General features: G+C 63.3%; 22 protein-coding genes. 12 read left to right on the forward strand and 10 right to left on the reverse strand.

The genetic code is table 11. The features are described 5' to 3' along the window. Window positions 1-76: 76 nt before the first annotated feature. Entirely contained in the window at window positions 77-988 is a 912-nt protein-coding gene (locus Amn_RS20270) for an agmatinase (RefSeq protein ID WP_286291161.1), read from the forward strand. A gap of 231 nt (window positions 989-1,219) precedes the next feature. On the opposite strand, the gene Amn_RS20275 is transcribed toward Amn_RS20270, so the two are convergent. After that, the gene (locus tag Amn_RS20275) at window positions 1,220-1,654 is read right to left on the reverse strand and encodes a Kazal-type serine protease inhibitor domain-containing protein (RefSeq protein ID WP_067959479.1); all 435 of its coding nucleotides are present in this window, start codon (window positions 1,652-1,654) and stop codon (window positions 1,220-1,222) included. 434 nt (window positions 1,655-2,088) lie between these two features. Here Amn_RS20275 and Amn_RS20280 point away from each other — a divergent pair, with 434 nt between their 5' ends. The 4 genes from Amn_RS20280 (at window position 2,089) to Amn_RS20295 (ending at window position 3,957) form a co-directional block, all read left to right on the forward strand. Then, a complete protein-coding gene (locus Amn_RS20280) occupies window positions 2,089-2,301 on the forward strand; it encodes a cold-shock protein (protein ID WP_067959476.1) in 213 nt (70 codons plus the stop codon). A 205-nt stretch (window positions 2,302-2,506) separates the two neighbouring features. Beyond that, complete coding sequence (locus tag Amn_RS20285) at window positions 2,507-2,917, forward strand: hypothetical protein (protein WP_067959474.1); 411 nt, start codon at window positions 2,507-2,509, stop codon at window positions 2,915-2,917. Between the two features lie 181 nt (window positions 2,918-3,098). Continuing rightward, entirely contained in the window at window positions 3,099-3,311 is a 213-nt protein-coding gene (locus Amn_RS20290) for a cold-shock protein (RefSeq protein ID WP_018428999.1), read from the forward strand. 205 nt (window positions 3,312-3,516) lie between these two features. Further along, window positions 3,517-3,957: a BA14K family protein gene (locus tag Amn_RS20295; RefSeq protein ID WP_067959472.1), complete on the forward strand. Its 441-nt coding sequence runs from the start codon at window positions 3,517-3,519 to the stop codon at window positions 3,955-3,957. A 194-nt stretch (window positions 3,958-4,151) separates the two neighbouring features. Here the strand turns inward: Amn_RS20295 and Amn_RS20300 are convergent, their stop codons facing one another. The 3 genes from Amn_RS20300 to Amn_RS20310 all read right to left on the reverse strand — a co-directional run bounded on the left by Amn_RS20300 (window position 4,152) and on the right by Amn_RS20310 (window position 6,382). After that, the gene (locus tag Amn_RS20300) at window positions 4,152-4,793 is read right to left on the reverse strand and encodes an MBL fold metallo-hydrolase (protein WP_154384770.1); all 642 of its coding nucleotides are present in this window, start codon (window positions 4,791-4,793) and stop codon (window positions 4,152-4,154) included. Between the two features lie 253 nt (window positions 4,794-5,046). Next, window positions 5,047-5,337, reverse strand: coding sequence for a hypothetical protein (locus tag Amn_RS20305; protein WP_154384769.1), 291 nt, complete (start codon window positions 5,335-5,337; stop codon window positions 5,047-5,049). A gap of 151 nt (window positions 5,338-5,488) precedes the next feature. Continuing rightward, a complete protein-coding gene (locus Amn_RS20310) occupies window positions 5,489-6,382 on the reverse strand; it encodes a branched-chain amino acid aminotransferase (RefSeq protein ID WP_154384768.1) in 894 nt (297 codons plus the stop codon). Window positions 6,383-6,620: 238 nt separating this feature from the next. On the opposite strand from Amn_RS20310, the gene Amn_RS20315 reads away from it, so the two are divergent. From Amn_RS20315 to Amn_RS20330, 4 genes are all read left to right on the forward strand, one after another. Then, entirely contained in the window at window positions 6,621-7,151 is a 531-nt protein-coding gene (locus Amn_RS20315; protein WP_067959459.1) for a MarR family winged helix-turn-helix transcriptional regulator, read from the forward strand. Further along, window positions 7,141-7,860 (forward strand): response regulator, encoded by a 720-nt coding sequence (locus Amn_RS20320; protein WP_067959456.1) that lies wholly within the window; start codon window positions 7,141-7,143, stop codon window positions 7,858-7,860. The genes Amn_RS20315 and Amn_RS20320 overlap by 11 nt, the downstream gene beginning before the upstream one ends. A 108-nt stretch (window positions 7,861-7,968) precedes the next feature. Then, the gene (locus Amn_RS20325; RefSeq protein WP_067966263.1) at window positions 7,969-8,208 is read left to right on the forward strand and encodes a PA2433 domain-containing protein; all 240 of its coding nucleotides are present in this window, start codon (window positions 7,969-7,971) and stop codon (window positions 8,206-8,208) included. Between the two features lie 373 nt (window positions 8,209-8,581). Then, window positions 8,582-9,994 carry an ATP-binding protein gene (locus Amn_RS20330; protein ID WP_154384767.1) on the forward strand — a complete coding sequence of 471 codons (1,413 nt, stop codon included), beginning with the start codon at window positions 8,582-8,584 and terminating at the stop codon, window positions 9,992-9,994. Here Amn_RS20330 and Amn_RS20335 read toward each other — a convergent pair whose 3' ends face one another. From Amn_RS20335 to Amn_RS20345, 3 genes are all read right to left on the reverse strand, one after another. Further along, window positions 9,995-10,651, reverse strand: a complete 657-nt coding sequence (locus Amn_RS20335) for a methionine ABC transporter permease (RefSeq protein WP_286291178.1) — start codon at window positions 10,649-10,651, stop codon at window positions 9,995-9,997. Next, on the reverse strand, window positions 10,632-11,714 hold the full coding sequence (locus Amn_RS20340) for a methionine ABC transporter ATP-binding protein (protein ID WP_192315083.1): 1,083 nt from the start codon (window positions 11,712-11,714) through the stop codon (window positions 10,632-10,634). The genes Amn_RS20335 and Amn_RS20340 overlap by 20 nt, the downstream gene beginning before the upstream one ends. 74 nt (window positions 11,715-11,788) lie before the next feature. Next, window positions 11,789-12,637 carry a MetQ/NlpA family ABC transporter substrate-binding protein gene (locus Amn_RS20345; RefSeq protein ID WP_286291181.1) on the reverse strand — a complete coding sequence of 283 codons (849 nt, stop codon included), beginning with the start codon at window positions 12,635-12,637 and terminating at the stop codon, window positions 11,789-11,791. 394 nt (window positions 12,638-13,031) lie between these two features. Here Amn_RS20345 and Amn_RS20350 point away from each other — a divergent pair, with 394 nt between their 5' ends. Continuing rightward, complete coding sequence (locus tag Amn_RS20350; RefSeq protein ID WP_067959444.1) at window positions 13,032-14,036, forward strand: glycosyltransferase family 4 protein; 1,005 nt, start codon at window positions 13,032-13,034, stop codon at window positions 14,034-14,036. Between the two features lie 137 nt (window positions 14,037-14,173). On the opposite strand, the gene Amn_RS20355 is transcribed toward Amn_RS20350, so the two are convergent. From Amn_RS20355 to Amn_RS20365, 3 genes are all read right to left on the reverse strand, one after another. Further along, the gene (locus tag Amn_RS20355; RefSeq protein WP_067959441.1) at window positions 14,174-14,533 is read right to left on the reverse strand and encodes a tRNA-binding protein; all 360 of its coding nucleotides are present in this window, start codon (window positions 14,531-14,533) and stop codon (window positions 14,174-14,176) included. 9 nt (window positions 14,534-14,542) lie between these two features. After that, window positions 14,543-15,043 (reverse strand): type III secretion system chaperone family protein, encoded by a 501-nt coding sequence (locus Amn_RS20360; RefSeq protein WP_067959436.1) that lies wholly within the window; start codon window positions 15,041-15,043, stop codon window positions 14,543-14,545. Window positions 15,044-15,359: 316 nt separating this feature from the next. Beyond that, a complete protein-coding gene (locus Amn_RS20365; RefSeq protein WP_067959433.1) occupies window positions 15,360-15,674 on the reverse strand; it encodes an accessory factor UbiK family protein in 315 nt (104 codons plus the stop codon). Between the two features lie 203 nt (window positions 15,675-15,877). On the opposite strand from Amn_RS20365, the gene lgt reads away from it, so the two are divergent. After that, window positions 15,878-16,732: a prolipoprotein diacylglyceryl transferase gene (gene lgt / locus Amn_RS20370; protein ID WP_154384765.1), complete on the forward strand. Its 855-nt coding sequence runs from the start codon at window positions 15,878-15,880 to the stop codon at window positions 16,730-16,732. After that, on the forward strand, window positions 16,729-17,814 hold the full coding sequence (locus Amn_RS20375) for a class I SAM-dependent methyltransferase (RefSeq protein WP_286291190.1): 1,086 nt from the start codon (window positions 16,729-16,731) through the stop codon (window positions 17,812-17,814). Before lgt ends, Amn_RS20375 begins: the two co-directional genes overlap by 4 nt. Window positions 17,815-17,857: the final 43 nt, after the last annotated feature.

The following is a 17,857-nucleotide window of genomic DNA, read 5'->3' on the forward strand; positions in this document are numbered from 1 at the left end:
CGCCACACCTCCAGCGTTTGCGGGCGCAGCCTAGACTTCACCGCAACCGCACCCACGCCATTGAGACCAGATCGACATGACCGCATCGCTCCGCTTCCTCGGCCTTCCCGATCGCCTCGCTGATGGCAGCACGCCCCGTGCGGTGATCTTCTCCGCCGCTCATGGCACCACCTATCCCGGCAAGGACAGCAGCGGATATGCCTTGGCCGCCGACGCCATCCGCGCTGCCAGCCAGGACGACGCCACGCTCGTCGAACACTGGGATTTTGACCTCGGCGGCTCGCTGTTCGACGGCAAGCCTGTCTGCTGCACCGACGCCGGCGACATCGCGACCATCATGCACGACAATGCGGCCAACCGCGCCCGCATCGAAGCCAGGACGCGCGAGATCCTGGCACTTGGCGCTGTGCCGATATTGCTCGGCGGTGACGATTCCGTGCCGATCCCCTTCCTCGCCGGCTTTGCCGATCACGGCCCGGTTTGGGTTCTGCAAATCGATGCCCATATCGACTGGCGCGACGAGTTGCTCGGCGAACGCTACGGCTATTCGAACCCGATGCGTCGGGCCAGCGAGATGCCGCATGTCGCAGGCATGGTCCAGGTCGGCATGCGCAGCGTCGGCAGCGCCCGGCTCGCCGAGATCGAGGCGGCTCGGCGCTACGGCAGCCGCTTCGTCACCGCCCGCGAGCTTCATGCCCATGGCGTCGAGGCAGCACTCCGACACATACCTGAAGGCGCGCGGGTCGTCGTCACCCTCGATTGCGACGGTCTCGATCCAAGCATCATGCCGGGGGTCGCCGCACGAACGCCCGGCGGCCTCACCTACACGCAGGCGATCGATCTGATCGCCGGCCTCGGCAAGCGTGCGCGGATCGCAGGCTTCGACCTCGTCGAGTTTTATCCGCCCGCAGACATCGACGGCCTGACGGCCGAGACCGCGTCTCGCCTGATCGTCAATGCGATCGGCGCGATTGTCCGGCAGCGCTGAACCAGGCTGTGCGGGCAACCAGCCTCATGAGCCGGTCCGGGCTCCTACACAGCATTGCCGAACAGCCGCGTGGGCGATGTTCGCGCGCAAGGCGATGACATGAAGCGTCAAGCATCGCCATGTCGGCGACGATTGCCGCATCCACAAGGTTATGTGTTCGTCGGTTGGCGACTGATGCCACGCGAAGATAACTCCCGGCATGGGCTGCCGGGAGATACCAGCTCGATACGCTCAGCAGGGGCCCTGGTCGTCGATGACGCGATAGCCCGAGGAATCGGCTTCACAGGCGTTCGGGAAGGTCCGGAGCGTGTCACCGCGGCGGCCGCAAACAGGGCGATACTCCCTGGTACAGAACTGGTCTCCCCGGCCACCGCCGCCACCACCGCCCCAGCCATCGTCACCGCCACCACGGCATTCGCCGCCACGGATAATGCGGTAGCCGGCGGCCTCCGCCATGCAGGAATTGGCGAAGGTCTGACGGTCGCCGCCACGGCGCGCGCAGACCGGGTCATACTCGCGGGTGCAGAATTGCGGGCCCGGATCGGGGCGCGGCGGGCGCGGGCCGGGACCCGGGCCGTCCTCGACGACCACGCAGGAGGCCAGCATCAGCGACAGCAACGAGGCGACAGTTGCTTTTCGCGCAAAGGTCTTTGCCGAAAAAACCATGAAAACAGCTCCCTCTCATCCCCGCCCGTGCGGGAATTGTTCCAGCCCCTGCCCCGATCCTGGCGATTCTGTCAACGAATGCAATCGGGATCGGCGAAACTGGCGCCAACAGGCGCGGCAATCTGGCCAATGGCGCCTTTAGAAATGTCGTATATTTATGCGACGCTGCGAAGTGCCTACCGCCCTTGCCGCGACATCTTGCAACCTACGCGTTTCCATGCAATATCAGTTTCAGTTCGGGCGTTTGCTGACCCGGAGACTGGAACGTTTTGCACGACCCTTTCCCCGATACTGTGAATCTCTGACGACCCCGTGACTCGGCGGGGGGTTTAATCGTGCGCAAATGCATGACCGCCAAGCAAAACCACCGACGTGCCGCCGACGCCAGGCGGTCGGCATGTCCAGACCACTGAACGGGTGAAGGAGTTCTCCCAATGACCCAGACCGGTACCGTAAAGTTCTTCAACGCAACCAAAGGCTTCGGCTTCATCACGCCGGATGGCGGCGCGAAGGACGTGTTCGTCCATATCTCCGCTATCGAGGCTTCGGGCCTGCGCACGCTCGTCGACGGCCAGAAGGTCAGCTTCGACGTCGAGCCCGACCGTATGGGCAAGGGTCCTAAGGCGGTCAACCTCCGCGCCGGCTAAGCCGCGTAAGGTTTTTTGCTTTGAAGAGGGGCGCGGTGGATCACCATCGCGCCCTTCTTCTTTGGTGGGTGGCTCCGCAATTATCCGTCGCCAAATCAACGAGATAGTCTGCGTCCAGCCGGCGCCACTCTGGCGAGCCACAGCCAACCGTGACATAGTCTTGCCGCGGAGGCAGTATCTGCTTCCCACGCAGAGGAGGCAGACCATGAAGTTGCTGAAGTCTCTGGGCGCAATGCTCCTGGCCGCAGGGCTAGGATATGGCGGGCCGGTCGAGGCGATGCCGGCGGGCAATGCGCCGCAGGCCGATGGCGGGTTGGTGATCCAGGTCCGTGGTTGCCACGGCGACCCGCAGCGCCATTTTGTTCCTCAGTTCGGCCGTACCGAGTGGCATGTCCACCGCCGCCCCGACTGCCGGCCGATCCGGGTCCGCCCGCCGGTCCAGGTGCGCGACTGCCATCGTGAGGTTCGCCGCCACTTCCTGCCGCGTTACGGCAACGTGCCCCACCGCCATGTCGGCCCCAATTGCCGCGTGCGTGTCTATTCGAGGTTCGATCCGCTGCGTCCGCGGCCACCCTCCTGCATCCAGATCGGCCCGATCCGCTACTGCGAATACTAAGCCGCGAAACGCGTTGCATTTGGCCACTTGGGCCCGGTAATTGCCGGGCCTGAGCAGCCTTAGGACAGGTATCGGCAGGCAAAACTTTTGCTTGCCGATGACCCAAAAATGAACGACAAATTTCCACTTCGGGCATTTGCCGGCCCGAAGACTGGAATTGATGGGATCAGAGGAGTTTCCCATGCCGCAGACCGGCACCGTCAAGTTCTTCAATCATGCCAAAGGCTTCGGCTTCATCACGCCGGACGACGGAGCGAAGGATGTCTTCGTTCATATTTCGGCCGTGCAGGCGTCGGGTCTTCCCGGTCTTGAGGATGGGCAGAAGGTTTCTTTCGACACCGAGCCGGACAAGCGCGGCAAGGGTCCGAAGGCCGTCAATCTGACCGTCGGCTGAGAACCTTCAAGGAGGCCGGAGTTCGTGCTCCGGCCAAGCATGCTGCTGTATTCGCCGCAACGCATATTGGCGTTTGTCGGCGGTAGTCTCTTTGACCCATTGCACCTGAAAATCCGTTCAGGCTGCGTTCAGGCGGGCTCCCCTAGACATAGTGTCGACGCTAAATTCTGGCCTTGATACGGGCCGGACGGCGAAGGAGACCGACATGAACCGTATTTTCAAGACCCTCGTCCTTTCGGCGGCAGTTGCCGCTACCACGTTGACCGCCCTGCCCGCGGCCGAGGCCGGCGAGCGCTGGCGCCGTCACAACCGCCACGACAACACCGGCGCGATCGTCGCTGCGGGTGCGCTCGGCCTCATCGCGGGCGCCGTGATTGCTGGCAACGCCAACCGTTCGCAGCCGGTCTATGACGACTATTACGACTACGAGCCGCAGCCGCGCCGCGTCTACCGCCAGGATTATGGCCAGGACTACTATCGCCCCGCCCCGGTGCAGCGCCGTGTGGTCTATCGTGAGAGCTACGCGATCGAGCCGTGGACGCCCGAATGGTACAGCTACTGTTCGGACCGCTACCGCAGCTTCAAGCCGCGCAGCGGCACCTTCACCGGCTATGACGGCGTCGAGCGCTTCTGCGAAGCCAACTGACCGCAGCCACGGGCATGGACTGTGGCGGCCCTCCCTGCCCGGCCGCGGCAGCCAAACCTGAAACAATGACAAAACGGCGCCAGCCTTGCGGTTGGCGCCGTTTTTCATGTGAGGTAGTCCGTTGGGCGAAAGGCTGCTGCGGAGCAGACCGACAGCGGCCGCCTCAGATCAGGCAGACGGCCTGATCGATCCAATCAAACCAGATAGGGATTGCTGCGGCGTTCGTCGCCGAAGCGGCTGCCCGGGCCGTGGCCACAGATGAAGCCGATCTCGTCGCCGAGCGGCAGGAGTTTCTCCTTGATCGACCGGATCAAGGTGGCGTGGTCGCCGCCATAGAGGTCGGTGCGGCCGACAGAGCCCTGGAACAGCACGTCGCCGACATGGGCGAATTTCGCGTCACGGTTGTAGAAGACAACGTGGCCGGGCGCGTGGCCGGGGCAATGCAGCACCTCGAAAACATGAGTTCCGAAGGACACGGTTTCGCCCTCGGTGAGGAACCGGTCAGGCACGCAGTTGCGCACCGAACCGTCCATGCCGAATTTCTGGGCCTGGGTCACCAGATTGTCGAGCAGCGGTTTGTCGGCCTCGTGCGGGCCGATGATGTCGACGCCGAGCGCATCTTTCAGCTCCATCGCGCCACCGGCATGGTCAATATGGCCGTGGGTCAGCCAGATCGCCGTGATCGTGATGCCGTTTTGCTTGAGCACCGACAGGATGGTGTCGACATCGCCGCCCGGATCGACCACGACGCCGGTCTTGTCGTCGGTATCGAACAGGATCGTGCAGTTCTGCTGGAAGGGCGTAACCGGCACGATCCCGGCATTGAGCTGTCCCATGGCGGGTCCTTTCCTTGGAGCGCCGTGCGTCCGAATGGACGCACAAAGGACGCTCCAACTGTGTGAATCTGCGCATCGTGCCTTCCGAAAATCGACACCAATTTTCGGGCCGATGCGCCAAGTTCGCCCCGACATAAGGACTGACGCGCGCTTCGTCCATGCCCATTCTGGTGGGTGGCAGGCAGCGCCTCTGATCCAGAAAATGAAAGGGGCGGCCGCAGCCGCCCAATCCGAATTCCAATCTGTAGCGGGATTATTTCTTCATGGCACCCATGATCGCGCCGACGATGGCCGTCACGATGGCGCCGCCGCCGGCACCACCAACCACATCGCCGAGAATGCCGCTGAGTGCACCTGCCGTTGCCGGATCAGCCGCGCCGCCGAGAAGGCTGCCCAGGATCTGTCCGCCCGCGAGACCGCCGACGCCACCGGCGAGCAATTTCGTCACCTGCCCCATCGCCGCCGTCTTGATCGCCGCGCCGACGGCCTGTCCACCGATAACGCCGGTTACAATTTGTATGATGATAGGAAGAAGCGATTCCATAACAATTCCCTCCAAATTGCATGCCGGCCCTCAGTATGCCGACAGCAACATCAGACCCTGAAATCGGGGAATGTCAAATTGGGCTGGGAAGACGCAGAAAGGGCGGTCCGAAAACCGCCCTTCTTCAAGGTCAATTAATTGATTCTGCTTGTTATTCAGCAGCAATCGCGTGCTTGGGCTGAACCGCCGCAGAATAGTCGTTCATCAGCGTCTTGGCGATTTCGCCGACCTCGAATCGGTACTGCCCGATCTCCGAAACCGGCGTCACTTCAGCCGCCGTGCCGGTCAGGAAGCATTGCTCGAAGCCTTCCAGTTCGTCCGGCATGATCACCCGCTCGACGACTTCGAGGCCGCGATCCTTGGCGAGGCCAATGACAGTGCGGCGCGTGATGCCATCGAGGAAGCAGTCCGGCTTCGGTGTATGCACCTTGCCGTCCTTGACGAAGAAGATGTTGGCGCCTGTGGCCTCGGCGACCTGGCCGCGCCAGTCGAGCATCATCGCATCGGCATAACCCTTGGCCTCGGCCGCATGCTTGGACAGCGTGCAGATCATGTAGAGGCCGGCAGCCTTGGACTTCGACGGTGCCGTACGCGGGTCGGGGCGGCGCCATTCGGCGATGTCGAGGCGGATGCCTTTCAGCTTCTGCGCCGGGTCGAAATAGCTCGGCCACTGCCAGATCGCGACGGCGACATTGATGCGGTTCTTATGGGCGGCGACGCCCATTTCCTCGCTGCCACGCCAGGCGATCGGGCGCACATAGGCGTCCTTGAAGCCCTGCTTCTTCAAGAGCTCGCGGCAGGCATCGTCGATCACCTCGACCGAATAGGGAATGGTGAAGCCCAGGATGCGGGCGGACTCGTGCAGGCGCTCGGTGTGCTCGGTCAGCTTGAAAATCTCGCCGCCATAGGCGCGCTCACCCTCGAACACCGCGCTTGCATAGTGCAGACCATGGGTTAGTACGTGAATCTTGGCGTCGGCCCATTGGACGAACTCGCCGTTCATCCAGATGAATCCATCGAGCTTGTCGAAAGGAACGGATGCCATGGTAAACCTTCCCGCAGGCGGGAGCCTGCCTATCGTTTCGTATCGTTCTTGATGGCCCGAAGGGGCCTGATGGATAAAGCGTAGGCGGGGCAGAATACCAAAGCAAACTCACGATGTTTCGGAAAAAACCACCGCACCTTGCCTTTTCGTTCGCAATCCGCCGAAAAGCTTGGCAAAAATTACCATCGCACCTAATTTATGTCAATAGTGCTGACATAAATTGACGAACAGGAATTCTATGGCACAACGCAGCGGCGCAACCGCCCAACCGATCCGCACCGCCGTGACGGCAGACGAAGGCATCGATTTCTCGATCATCGAGCTGATGTATTTCGCCTATCGCGACTTCACTTCCGACCCCGACCAGATCCTCGCCGAATACGGTTTCGGCCGCGCCCATCACCGCGTGCTGCACTTCGTCAACCGCCTGCCCGGACTGACGGTCGCCGAGCTGCTCGACGTGCTCAAGATCACCAAGCAGAGCCTCGCGCGGGTGCTCAAGCAGCTCATCGACGCCGGCTACATCGTTCAGGTGCAGGGGCCGCGCGACCGGCGCCAGCGCGAACTCTACCCGACGCCCAAGGGCCGTACATTGACACTGGCGCTGGCGCGGCCACAGTCACGCCGCATCCATGCGGCACTGGAGGGCGCGGGAGAGACCGAGCGCGCCTGGATCGAAAGATTCCTCAAGGCGATGGTCAATCCCGAATTAAGGGCGCAGATTGATCATCTGCCCGGAAACACGCCGGGGAAAGACCATGGAGAATAACGACAAGACGGCCAGCCAGGCCACGTTGGGCGACGATGCTCCGCATCTGCTCGTCGTCGACGACGACACGCGCATCCGCAACCTGCTCAAGCAGTATCTGACCGAAAACGGCTTTCGCGTTACTGTCGCGGGCAATGCAGACGAAGCGCGGCGCAAGCTTGCCGGCCTCGACTTCGACCTTCTCATCCTCGACGTGATGATGCCGGGCGAAAACGGCATCGAATTGACCAAGTCGCTGCGTGACCAGAAGGACGTGCCGATCCTGATGCTGACGGCATTGTCGGAGACCGACAGCCGCATCACCGGCCTCGAGGCCGGCGCCGACGACTATCTGCCCAAGCCGTTCGACCCGCGCGAACTGATCCTCAGGATCAACAACATCCTGCGCCGCGGCGGCCCGGCGGCAACACCGAAGGTCGAGCAGTTGGTGTTCGGCCCCTACACCTTCCAGATCGCCCGCCGCGAACTGAAGCGTGGCGGCGAAGCCCTCAAGCTGACCGACCGGGAGCAGGAAATCCTCGCCATCTTCGCCGCGCGTGCCGGCGAGACCATCCCGCGCCATGAACTGGTGACCGGCGACTCGGAAGTCGGCGAGCGCACCATCGACGTCCAGATCAACCGTCTGCGGCGCAAGATCGAGCGCGATCCGGCCAATCCCGTCTGGCTGCAGACGGTACGCGGCATCGGCTACCGGCTCAGCGTGGAGTAGCCGGAGCAGTTCCGGAGGGCCGGTTGTTGAAGCCGGTCACTCCGAGGTAACATGGCCCGCCGGCAACAACTCTTCCGCATTAAGCGGGCCGGCGCGGGAGAAACGGCCATGTTACGTGCTATCACGCTTGCATTTGCCCTGTCTGTCTTGCCTGCCACCGCATTCGCCCATTCCTGCCCGAGCATCATGGCGGCGATCGACGCTGCTCTGCCCGCCTCCACGCTCGCCGAGGCGGACATGACGAAGGTCAAGGAACTGCGCGCCAAGGGCGAACAGTTGCACGCATCCGGCGACCACGCCGGATCGGAAACAGCCCTCAACGAAGCCAAGAAACTGCTCGGCATCTGACCGCCAGACGACTTCGGGCCGTGTCAGCGGCCCGAACCTCGTCATCCCCCGTTCATCAACCTAGTCGCAACGGCGGGCAAATTTTGTTGTGCCGCAACACGTGGGTCGGACGCTCTGTCTGTCCGCGCCCGAGATCATCGACGCACTGGCGACACAGTCTCGGCACAGTTCCGGGTGATCTTCTCCAGGCATCGGTAAATCCAGAGCCATTTGGCGCTGTAGGAAAAAGCCTTATGTTTTCAGCATCGGGCGAGACGGAGTTTGACAACGTAAGCTGTTGAACTTCAAAGACAGTTTCAGAACGATCCGGCGTGGGCTAGGATCGAGGCGAGCCGGCCGGAACCTGACCGGTTGGCGGCAAGTGGAAGGGCGGATGGCAACCACCGACATGGAACGGCCCGGCGGAGGCAGGCTCGGCACACGCATGTGGCGTGCGCTGACGGCTGTGCCGCGCAGCTGGAACCGCTTCTGGCGACGTGTCTCCATCTACATGCCGAAGCGGCTCTACGCGCGCTCGCTGCTCATCGTCATTACGCCGATGATCCTGCTGCAGTCGGTCGTCGCCTTCGTCTTCATGGAGCGGCACTGGCAGACGGTGACTGTGCGCCTGTCACAGGCGGTGACGCGTGACATCGCCGGCATCATCGACCTGCTCGACACCTTTCCGCAGCCCGAAAGTTATGCCCAGATCATCCGCATCGCCCAGGAGCGCATGTCGCTGAAGATCGACCTGTTGCCGGCCGAACCCCTGCCCCCGCCTGGCCCGAAACCGTTCTTCTCGATCCTCGACCAGGCGCTGTCGTCGGAAATCCGCAAGCAGATCAACCGGCCGTTCTGGCTCGATACCGTCGGCAACTCCAACATCGTCGAAGTGCGCGTCCAGCTCGACGACAAGGTATTGCGCGTGTTCGTGCGCCGCAGCCAGGCCTATGCCTCGAACACCCACATCTTCCTGCTGTGGATGGTCGGCACGTCACTGGTCCTGCTGATGATCGCCATTCCGTTCCTGCGCAACCAGATCCGCCCGATCTTGCAACTCACCGAGGCTGCCGAAAGTTTTGGCAAGGGCCGGCCGATGCCGGTCAACTTCCGGCCACGCGGCGCCGAAGAAGTGCGACGCGCCGGTTTCGCCTTCATCCAGATGCGCGAACGCATCGAACGCCAGATCGAGCAGCGCACGGCGATGCTGACCGGCGTCAGCCACGACCTGCGCACCATCCTGACGCGCTTCAAGCTGCAGCTGGCTCTGTCAGGCAGCAAGGTCGACACCGAAGCACTCAGCCAGGACGTCGACGACATGCAGTCGATGCTCGAGGCCTATCTGGCTTTCGCCCGCGGCGAGGCTTCGGAGGATCCCGGCCGCTTCGATCTTGCCACCTATCTCGACAGGCTGGGTGACGAAGCCAAGCTGCGCAAGCGCAAGCTCAAGATCACGCTCGTCGGCGAGCCCGAGGTGCATGTTCGCCCCAATGCGTTCAACCGCCTGCTGCAGAACGTCGTCGGCAACGCCTTCCGCTATGCCAAGGAGGTCGAGGTCAAGGCGGTCCACGATCGCGGCATGCTGGTGGTGATGGTCGACGACAACGGCCCCGGCATTCCGGAAGAGAAGCGCGAAGAGGTGTTCAAGCCGTTCTACCGCCTCGACGAGGCGCGCAATCTTGATTCGACCGGCACCGGCCTCGGCCTGGCCGTCGCCCGCGACATCGCCCGCAGCCATGGTGGCGACATCAAGCTGAGCGACAGCCCGCTGGGCGGCCTGCGCGCCATGATACGCGTGCCGGCCTGATCAGGCGCGGCGATCGAGCCGCGTCACCAGCCTGTCGCCGATCCACTGGATGCCACAGACGAGCACGATCAGCACAGCCACGACCGCAACCATGACAGCCGTCTCGAAACGCTGGTAACCGTAGCGAATGGCGAGGTCGCCGAGCCCGCCCGCACCGATGGCACCCGCCATGGCCGAGGCGCCGACCAGCGTCACCAGCGTAACGGTGAAGCCGGCAACGATGCCTGGCAGTGCCTCGGGTACCAGCACCTCACGGATGATCGCCCAGCGCCCGCCGCCCATGGCGCGCACGGCCTCGATCAGGCCACGGTCGACTTCGCGCAGCGACACTTCGGCGATGCGCGCATAATAGGGCGTTGCGGCAATCGCCAGCGGTACGATCGCCGCCCAGGTGCCGATCGACGTGCCGACGATCAACCGCGTCACTGGGATCAGCGCCACCAGGAGGATGATGAACGGCACCGAGCGGAAGCCGTTGACGAGTGCGCCGAGGATGCCGTTGACCCAGCGATTGCAGGCAATACCGCCGCGGTCGGTGGCAACGAGCGCCAGGCCGAGCGGCAAGCCGAAGACCAGAGAGATCAAGCCCGATGCAGCCGTCATCAGCACGGTCTCCCACAACGAGCGCAGAAGAAGTTCAAGCATTGTCTGTGACATAACCAAGCACCTCGACCCGCGCTTTCCGGGCATTCAGGAATTCGATTGTTTCGGCGATACCGCGCGATGCAGTGTCGACGCCGAGGAACAGCGTTCCGACAGGCTCCCCCTGGATGGTGTCGATGCCGCCATGGACCAGCCGGAACCGGCCGGGAACCGACGTTGCCAGTTCCTGGAGCAGCGGCCGGCGCGCCGCTTCGCCTGCGATGTCGACGCGCAGGATGGCCTCGCGTCCAACGCCGGTTAGCCGTGTGGCGATCGCCTGCGGCAGCTGCGGCCGGATGCCGGCGAGCAGGCTGCGCGTCACTTCGGTGCGCGGGTCGGCGAAGATCGACCACACCGGCCCTTCCTCGACGATTCGCCCGGCATCGATGACGGCGACGCGGTCGGCAATGCTGCGGACCACCTCCATCTCGTGGGTGATCAGCAGGATAGTCAGGCCGAGCTTTTGGTTGATGTCCTTCAGCAATGCCAGGATCGAGCGCGTCGTCTCTGGATCGAGCGCCGAGGTCGCCTCGTCGGAGAGCAGGACCGCCGGCCGCGCGGCGAGCGCGCGCGCGATGCCGACGCGCTGCTTCTGCCCGCCCGAAAGTGCCGCTGGGTAGGCCTTGGCCTTGTCGGCGAGACCGACGAGTTCGAGCAGTTCGGCGGCGCGCCTGAGCCGCTCGTCCCTGGACTGGCCTTCGATCTTGAGCGGCAGCGCGACATTCTCCTCGACAGTCTTGGCCGACAACAGGTTGAAGTGCTGGAAGATCATGCCGATACGTCGGCGCAGCGGCTGCAGATCGCGCTCGCTGAGGCCAGTGATTTCACGGCCCTCGACGAAGATCTGGCCACTGTCGGGTCGCTCCAGTCCGTTCAGGCAGCGGATCAGCGTCGACTTGCCGGCGCCGCTGCGGCCGATGATACCAAGTACCTCGCCCTTGCGCACTGTGAGCGAAACGCCGTCGACGGCCGGTGTCTGGCCGAAGCGCCGCCTGAGGTCGACGATGCGCACCACCGTCTCCGACAGCGCAGTATCGACAGGGGACGCCCCTTCGATGGGTGCAAGATGCTGGGTCATGAAATTCCCTCGGCAATGCGGGAGGCGGCCCGCCATTCATGGCAGGCCGCCTCCATTGTAATCAGTCGTCAAGCTCAGTAGGCGGCGACGCCGGTGCCCTTGTAGACGCGGTCGAACTCGGCCTTGACGGTCGGGTTCTGATAGGCGGCGACAAGCTTCTTGACCCAGGCTTCGTTCTCGCTGCCGGTCTTGACGGCGATGAAGTTGCGGTACGGATTTTCTGCGACCGGCTCCTGGGCGATCCGGTGCTCGGGCGTCAGCCCGCTCTTCAGCGCCCAGTCGGTGTTGACCACCGCGGCGTCGAGATCCTCGACCGAACGGCCGACGATGCCGGCGTCGAGTTCCTTGATCTCGAACTTCTTCGGATTATCGACGACGTCGGCGACGGTTGCCAGGATGCCGATGCCGTCCTTGAGCTTGATCAGGCCGGCGTCGGCGAGCACACGCAGGGCACGGCCTTCGTTGGAGGGATCGTTGGGCACACCGATGACGGCGGCTTCCGGCAGCGCCTCGACCTTGGCGTGCTTCTTCGAATAGAGCCCGATCGGCCACAGGCCGGTGTAGCCGACTGGGGTAATATGGTAGCCCTGCGTCTTGATCTGGTTGTCGAGATAAGGCTGGTGCTGGAAGGCGTTGGCGTCGATCTCGCCGCGCTCCAGCGCCTCGTTTGGTTGGGTGTAGTCGTTGAACACGACGGTTTCGATGGCGAGGCCCTGCTTGGCGGCCTCGGCCTTCACCACGCGCCAGACATCCTCGTCCTCGCCTGAGATGATGCCGACCTTGATCGCGGTCTTATCCTCGGCGAGCGCCTGTTGCGGAACGGTGAAGCTGATGACGGTGACGACGGAGGGGAGCAGCGCGGCAAATGCCGTGCGGCGGCTGATCGTGTTGCGGTTGGAAAGGGACTTGGTGATCTCTGTCATTTCGAATTCTCACTGAGAGCCGTTGGGAGGATGGCTCGCCCCGCTCAATGCGAAGCTTGGCCATATCCTCGGCAAACGCCCCTCTCCAGGCAAAGGATCGGATTTCACGCCGAGCCCCGCCCCGGGAAAAATCGTCACAAAGAAAATACCGGTTCGGGCAGAACCGACCTCGCCCGCGCATGACCCGAAAATCCGAGTCGATTTTCGGGTCATGCATCACTTCAAATCGGTACAGCGTCCTGCGGGCATCCGAGTGGACGCGCGGCGCTGCAGCCGTTGCGAACAAAGCCGTCGTCATTCCAGCGTCATGCAATGCTGCTCAAAGGCGCCTCGCAATGAATGGAGGACCGCTGATTCCCGGCAGGCCGGGACGCGGACAACGGGGAAGACGCCCTTGCGCATCCTGATGGTCACCGACGCATGGCGTCCGCAGATCAATGGCGTCGTCCACACGCTCGAACGACTGGCCGAAACCCTGACCGCCTTCGGTGCCGAGGCCGACTTCCTGACACCCAACATCTTCCGCACCTTGCCGATGCCGACCTATCCCGACATAAGGCTGGCGCTGACCACGCCCGGCAACGTGGCGCGGATCATCGAGCAAAGGCGACCCGACCACATCCATCTGGTGACCGAAGGCCCGCTCGGCATGATGGCGCGGCGCTATTGCCTCGCCAACAAGCGCCCCTTCACCACAAGCTACCACACCCGCTTTCCCGAATATGTAAGCGCCCGTCTGCCGCTGCCGGAGAGCTGGACCTACGGCCTGCTGCGCAATTTCCACAACTCCGGCCAGGGCTGCATGGTCGCAACGCAGTCGCTCGCCGACGACCTGGCATCGCGGGGCTTCGAAAAACTCCGACCATGGACGCGCGGCGTCGACATCAACCACTTCCATCCCGACAAGAAGGTCGAGATGGACCTGCCGCGGCCGATCTTCCTGTGCGTCGGCCGCATCGCGGTGGAGAAGAACCTGCCAGCCTTCCTCGACCTCGACCTGCCCGGTACCAAGGTGCTTGTCGGCGACGGGCCAGAACTCGAAAGGCTGAAGGCAAAATATCCTGAGGCGCATTTCCTCGGGCGCCGCCCGAGCGACGAACTGGCCGAGATCTACGCCTCATCAGACGTTTTCGTCTTCCCGAGCCGCACCGACACCTTCGGCAATGTCATCATCGAGGCGCTGGCCAGCGGCACGCCTGTTGCCGCCTATCCGGTGACTGGGCCGATCGACATCGTCGGCGACGGCATCGGAGGCGTTGTTTCGGAAGACCTGCGCGAGGCAGCACTGGGCGCACTCAAGGTCGACCGCACCGAGGCCCGCGAACGGGCCATGCGCTACACCTGGAATGCCTGCGCCGAAATGTTCCTGGACAATGTGAAGGCGGCTTACGCCGCGTGATGCCCAGCGCATCCGCGGTTCAGGTCAGGCCGAGTCGAAAATGGTGGGTTCCGAGAACCGGAACGGACCCTACATTTGGGTACGTGAGTACCGGAAACGCAGGGAGCCGCCATTTGCAGGCCGGCCTCACCTGAATCCTAGAACAGGCGGCCGCCGTCCGGCACCTTGCGCTCTATGGCGCCGAGCACGACGTCGCCGTCCTCGTCGGGGAAGCCAAGGGTGAGCACTTCCGACATGAACGGGCCGATCTGGCGCGGCGGGAAGTTGACGACGGCGAACACCTGCCGACCCAGCAGCGTCTCGGGCGTATAATATTTGGTGATCTGCGCCGACGATTTCTTGACGCCGATATCGGTGCCAAAATCGATCTTCAGCTTGAACGCCGGCTTGCGCGCTTCCGGGAACGGCTCGACCTCGACGATCGTGCCGGTGCGTATGTCAACCTTGTCGAAATCGGCAAAGCTGATCTCAGCTTTCGGCGCCTTGTGCGAACTCATCCGACAGTCTCAGGCGTTGCCGTGCGTCTCGAACAGCACGCTGGCCAGTGCGTCCTTGGCCGAGGTGCCCGACCAGACGACGAACTGGAAAGCCTGGAAATAGCATTCGCAGGCTTCAAGCGCCGAGGACAGCAGCACTTCGACCTGCTGGCTGGTCGGCTCGACGCCACCGGCGAGCAGCAGCGACTGGCGGAACATGATCGCGCCTTCGGTTTCCCAAAGGTCGAAATGCCCGAACAGCATCTGCTCGTTGATCAGCGACAAGAGCCTGAGAATCTCAAGCGTACGGCTTTCAGGCACCTTGACATCGAAGGCGCATGCCAGATGCAGGGCCTCGAAGTCTTCCATCCAGGAAAACGACACCTGGTACTCGGTCCAGTTGCCGACGACTGAAATCGAGATCTCGTCGTCGCCGGCACGTTCGAACGCCCAGTCGTTGTTATGAGCCACCTGCTCGATGACATCCACCGGATGGATTTCGCGGGAGAACTCGAGTTCGAGAAGTTCCATAAATGCTTCCTGTCGTTCCGGGCGCGTCATCGCGCTCCGCGCGGGGGACACACACGACGAACTTATTCTTGAACTCGGACGACCAGCGCTGCCGGACTCAATACCCCCCAGCCGGACCGCGCCATCCGGTGCACGACGGTGTTTCGAATCGTGCAGTAAATTCAGTGTATTGATCGTGACTCTCGTGAACAGCCCAATTTTTCGCAACGTCCCATTCGGATGTGGAAACAGGCTGCGGCGCAGATTCACAAAGCGCCGGTAAGCGATTCACGACAAAGCACTTTTTCGGATGGCGCTTTGTGGAAAAGTTAACGAATTATTTCTTTGTGCGGGGCTTTGGCGAGGCCGCCGGTGAGGCCGTGTCGGCATCTTCACCGGCGCGGCCGGCGAGTTGAGCCTCAAGTGCCTCGATGCGGGCAACCAGCGCCTTGTTTTCGGCACGTGCCTTGATCGCCATGTCGCGAACCGCCTCGAACTCCTCGCGCTGGACCAGTTCGAGCGAATTCATCGCCCGCTCGGCCTGCGAACGGAACGCGGTTTCGACCTCGCGCCTGACGCCCTGGGCGGCACCCGCGGCATCGGTCATCAGCTTGGCGAATTCATCCAGAATGCGGTTCGGTCCGGTCGTCATGGCTAACCCTCGCGTTGTCCATTCGACGTAGTGGCGCAAGCCCCGGAATGCAAGGATATCGTGGCCCCGACAGGGTGCCAAATGCTGCGGCAAAGATGCCCGCCTGCTCGCAATGACTTCTCGGTTACTGCGGGGTTGCCTGCCTTGACCGTGCCAAAAGCCTGCCGCATGGTCCGCCGCGATTGCCTGCCCTGGAGACTGACTTGAGCGAATACCTTGCCTTGCCGCTGGCTGCCCTGCCCTTTCCGAACATCGATCCCGTCATCGTGCAACTCGGACCGCTGGCCATTCACTGGTACGGGCTGGGCTACATCGTCGGCATCCTGTTTGCCTGGTGGTACGGCAAGCGGCTGGTGACCAACACCCGTCTGTGGCCGAACGGCGTGCTGCCGATGAAGCCCGAGGCCCTCGACGATTTCCTGGTCTGGGCAGCGGCTGGCGTCGTGCTTGGTGGCCGCATCGGCTACATCCTGTTTTACGACCTCGCCCGCTACATCTCCAATCCGCTCGACATCTTCGCGGTCTGGCAGGGCGGCATGTCGTTTCATGGCGGCCTGCTCGGCGTCACCCTTGCCATGGTGCTGTTCGCCCGCAAGCACGGCATCCTCGTCTGGTCGCTGATCGACGTCGTTGCCGCCGGCGTGCCTGTCGGCCTCGGCCTGGTGCGCCTCGCCAACTTCATCAATTCGGAGCTATGGGGCCGGGTGACCGACGTGCCATGGGCGATCGAGTTTCCCACCGGCGGACCTTTTCTGCGTCACCCGAGCCAGATCTACGAGGCCCTGCTTGAAGGCCTGGTCCTGTTCCTCGTGCTGCGTTTCCTGACTCATTCCAGGCTCAAACTGAAGACGCCGCGTTTCATCGCCGGCGCCTTCGTCTGCGGCTATGGCCTGTCGCGCATATTCGTCGAGTTCTTCCGTGAGCCCGACCAGCAGATCGGCTATCTCCTCGGCGGCTGGCTGACCATGGGCATGGTGCTGTCGGTGCCGATGGTGCTGATCGGCCTGTGGGCGATGCTGTCGGCCAAGCCGGTCACGCAGATCGCCAGGCCGGCATGACTGCGCTCAGGACGCGCATCGCAGGCCTGATCGCGGCATCGGGCCCGATCAGCGTCGCCGACTACATGGCGCTGTGCCTGTTCGATCCAACTGACGGCTATTACACGACGCGCGAGCCGTTCGGTGTCGAGGGCGACTTCACTACGGCGCCCGAGGTCAGTCAGATGTTCGGCGAACTCGTCGCCGTCTGGCTTTATACCGCCTGGCAGGCGGCAGGGTCTCCAACCGGCGCGACGTTGGCCGAGATCGGCCCTGGGCGCGGCACGCTGATGAAGGACGTGCTCAGGGTTCTGCAAAAACTCGATAGCGCTTTCGTCGCCGGCGCCTCCATCGCCCTGGTTGAGACGAGCCCGAAGCTGCGAGGGGTGCAGAAACAGACGCTCGCCAGCAGCGGCATCCGGATCGACTGGCACGACACGGTGTCGACGCTGCCCACTGCGCCACTGTTCATCGTCGGCAACGAACTGTTCGACGCCATCCCGACCCGCCAGTTCGTCAGGATCGGTGCCGCTTGGCACGAGCGCGCCGTTGGCCTCGAGGAAACAGGCGAGCTTGGCTTCGTTGCCGGCCCGGCAACGATCGAGACGGCGCTGCTGCCGGTTGCCGCCGCGACCGCGCCAGAGGGTGCGATCTTCGAATTCGCCCCGGCGCGCACCGGCACGATGGAGCAGATCGCCACCCATCTCGCCACCTTTGGCGGCGCCGGCCTTTTCTTCGACTACGGCCATGTCGAACCAGGCATCGGCGACACGCTCCAGGCGCTGCGCAAGCACCACTATGACGACGCGCTCGCAAATCCCGGCGAGGCTGACCTCACCTCGCATGTCGACTTCGCTGCCCTTGCTTTGGCAGCCCGGGCACATGGGCTTGATGCGCATCTGGCAACCCAGGGCGCGTTCCTGCTCGCCATGGGGCTGCTCGAACGCGCCGGCAAGCTCGGTGCCGATGCGGACGCCGCCGGGCGTGAAAAGATCCGCGGCGAGGTCGAGCGGCTGGCCGGCCCCGATGCCATGGGAACACTGTTCAAGGTGCTTGCGGTTGCTCCGCGTGGCACAAGAATTCCCTTCCCCGCCGTCAGTTGACAGCACGCTTGCGCCTGCCCCACTGTCCGGCCTCGATATGGCG

The sequence above is a fragment of the Aminobacter sp. Y103A genome, from assembly GCF_030294925.1.
Classification (GTDB): domain Bacteria; phylum Pseudomonadota; class Alphaproteobacteria; order Rhizobiales; family Rhizobiaceae; genus Aminobacter; species Aminobacter ciceronei.

What these genes read in the sequence shown, in the direction of transcription:
- Amn_RS20300 (WP_154384770.1), bottom strand. Translation starts at nt 4,793, where the DNA reads ATGGGACAGCTCAATGCCGGGATCGTGCCGGTTACGCCCTTCCAGCAG.
- Amn_RS20315 (WP_067959459.1), top strand. Translation starts at nt 6,621, where the DNA reads ATGGCACAACGCAGCGGCGCAACCGCCCAACCGATCCGCACCGCCGTG.
- Amn_RS20325 (WP_067966263.1), top strand. Translation starts at nt 7,969, where the DNA reads ATGTTACGTGCTATCACGCTTGCATTTGCCCTGTCTGTCTTGCCTGCC.
- Amn_RS20275 (WP_067959479.1), bottom strand. Translation starts at nt 1,654, where the DNA reads ATGGTTTTTTCGGCAAAGACCTTTGCGCGAAAAGCAACTGTCGCCTCG.
- Amn_RS20340 (WP_192315083.1), bottom strand. Translation starts at nt 11,714, where the DNA reads ATGACCCAGCATCTTGCACCCATCGAAGGGGCGTCCCCTGTCGATACT.
- Amn_RS20375 (WP_286291190.1), top strand. Translation starts at nt 16,729, where the DNA reads ATGACTGCGCTCAGGACGCGCATCGCAGGCCTGATCGCGGCATCGGGC.
- Amn_RS20280 (WP_067959476.1), top strand. Translation starts at nt 2,089, where the DNA reads ATGACCCAGACCGGTACCGTAAAGTTCTTCAACGCAACCAAAGGCTTC.
- Amn_RS20330 (WP_154384767.1), top strand. Translation starts at nt 8,582, where the DNA reads ATGGCAACCACCGACATGGAACGGCCCGGCGGAGGCAGGCTCGGCACA.
- Amn_RS20355 (WP_067959441.1), bottom strand. Translation starts at nt 14,533, where the DNA reads ATGAGTTCGCACAAGGCGCCGAAAGCTGAGATCAGCTTTGCCGATTTC.
- Amn_RS20320 (WP_067959456.1), top strand. Translation starts at nt 7,141, where the DNA reads ATGGAGAATAACGACAAGACGGCCAGCCAGGCCACGTTGGGCGACGAT.
- Amn_RS20305 (WP_154384769.1), bottom strand. Translation starts at nt 5,337, where the DNA reads ATGGAATCGCTTCTTCCTATCATCATACAAATTGTAACCGGCGTTATC.
- Amn_RS20345 (WP_286291181.1), bottom strand. Translation starts at nt 12,637, where the DNA reads ATGACAGAGATCACCAAGTCCCTTTCCAACCGCAACACGATCAGCCGC.
- Amn_RS20310 (WP_154384768.1), bottom strand. Translation starts at nt 6,382, where the DNA reads ATGGCATCCGTTCCTTTCGACAAGCTCGATGGATTCATCTGGATGAAC.
- Amn_RS20335 (WP_286291178.1), bottom strand. Translation starts at nt 10,651, where the DNA reads ATGTCACAGACAATGCTTGAACTTCTTCTGCGCTCGTTGTGGGAGACC.
- Amn_RS20295 (WP_067959472.1), top strand. Translation starts at nt 3,517, where the DNA reads ATGAACCGTATTTTCAAGACCCTCGTCCTTTCGGCGGCAGTTGCCGCT.
- Amn_RS20365 (WP_067959433.1), bottom strand. Translation starts at nt 15,674, where the DNA reads ATGACGACCGGACCGAACCGCATTCTGGATGAATTCGCCAAGCTGATG.
- Amn_RS20360 (WP_067959436.1), bottom strand. Translation starts at nt 15,043, where the DNA reads ATGGAACTTCTCGAACTCGAGTTCTCCCGCGAAATCCATCCGGTGGAT.
- Amn_RS20285 (WP_067959474.1), top strand. Translation starts at nt 2,507, where the DNA reads ATGAAGTTGCTGAAGTCTCTGGGCGCAATGCTCCTGGCCGCAGGGCTA.
- Amn_RS20290 (WP_018428999.1), top strand. Translation starts at nt 3,099, where the DNA reads ATGCCGCAGACCGGCACCGTCAAGTTCTTCAATCATGCCAAAGGCTTC.
- Amn_RS20270 (WP_286291161.1), top strand. Translation starts at nt 77, where the DNA reads ATGACCGCATCGCTCCGCTTCCTCGGCCTTCCCGATCGCCTCGCTGAT.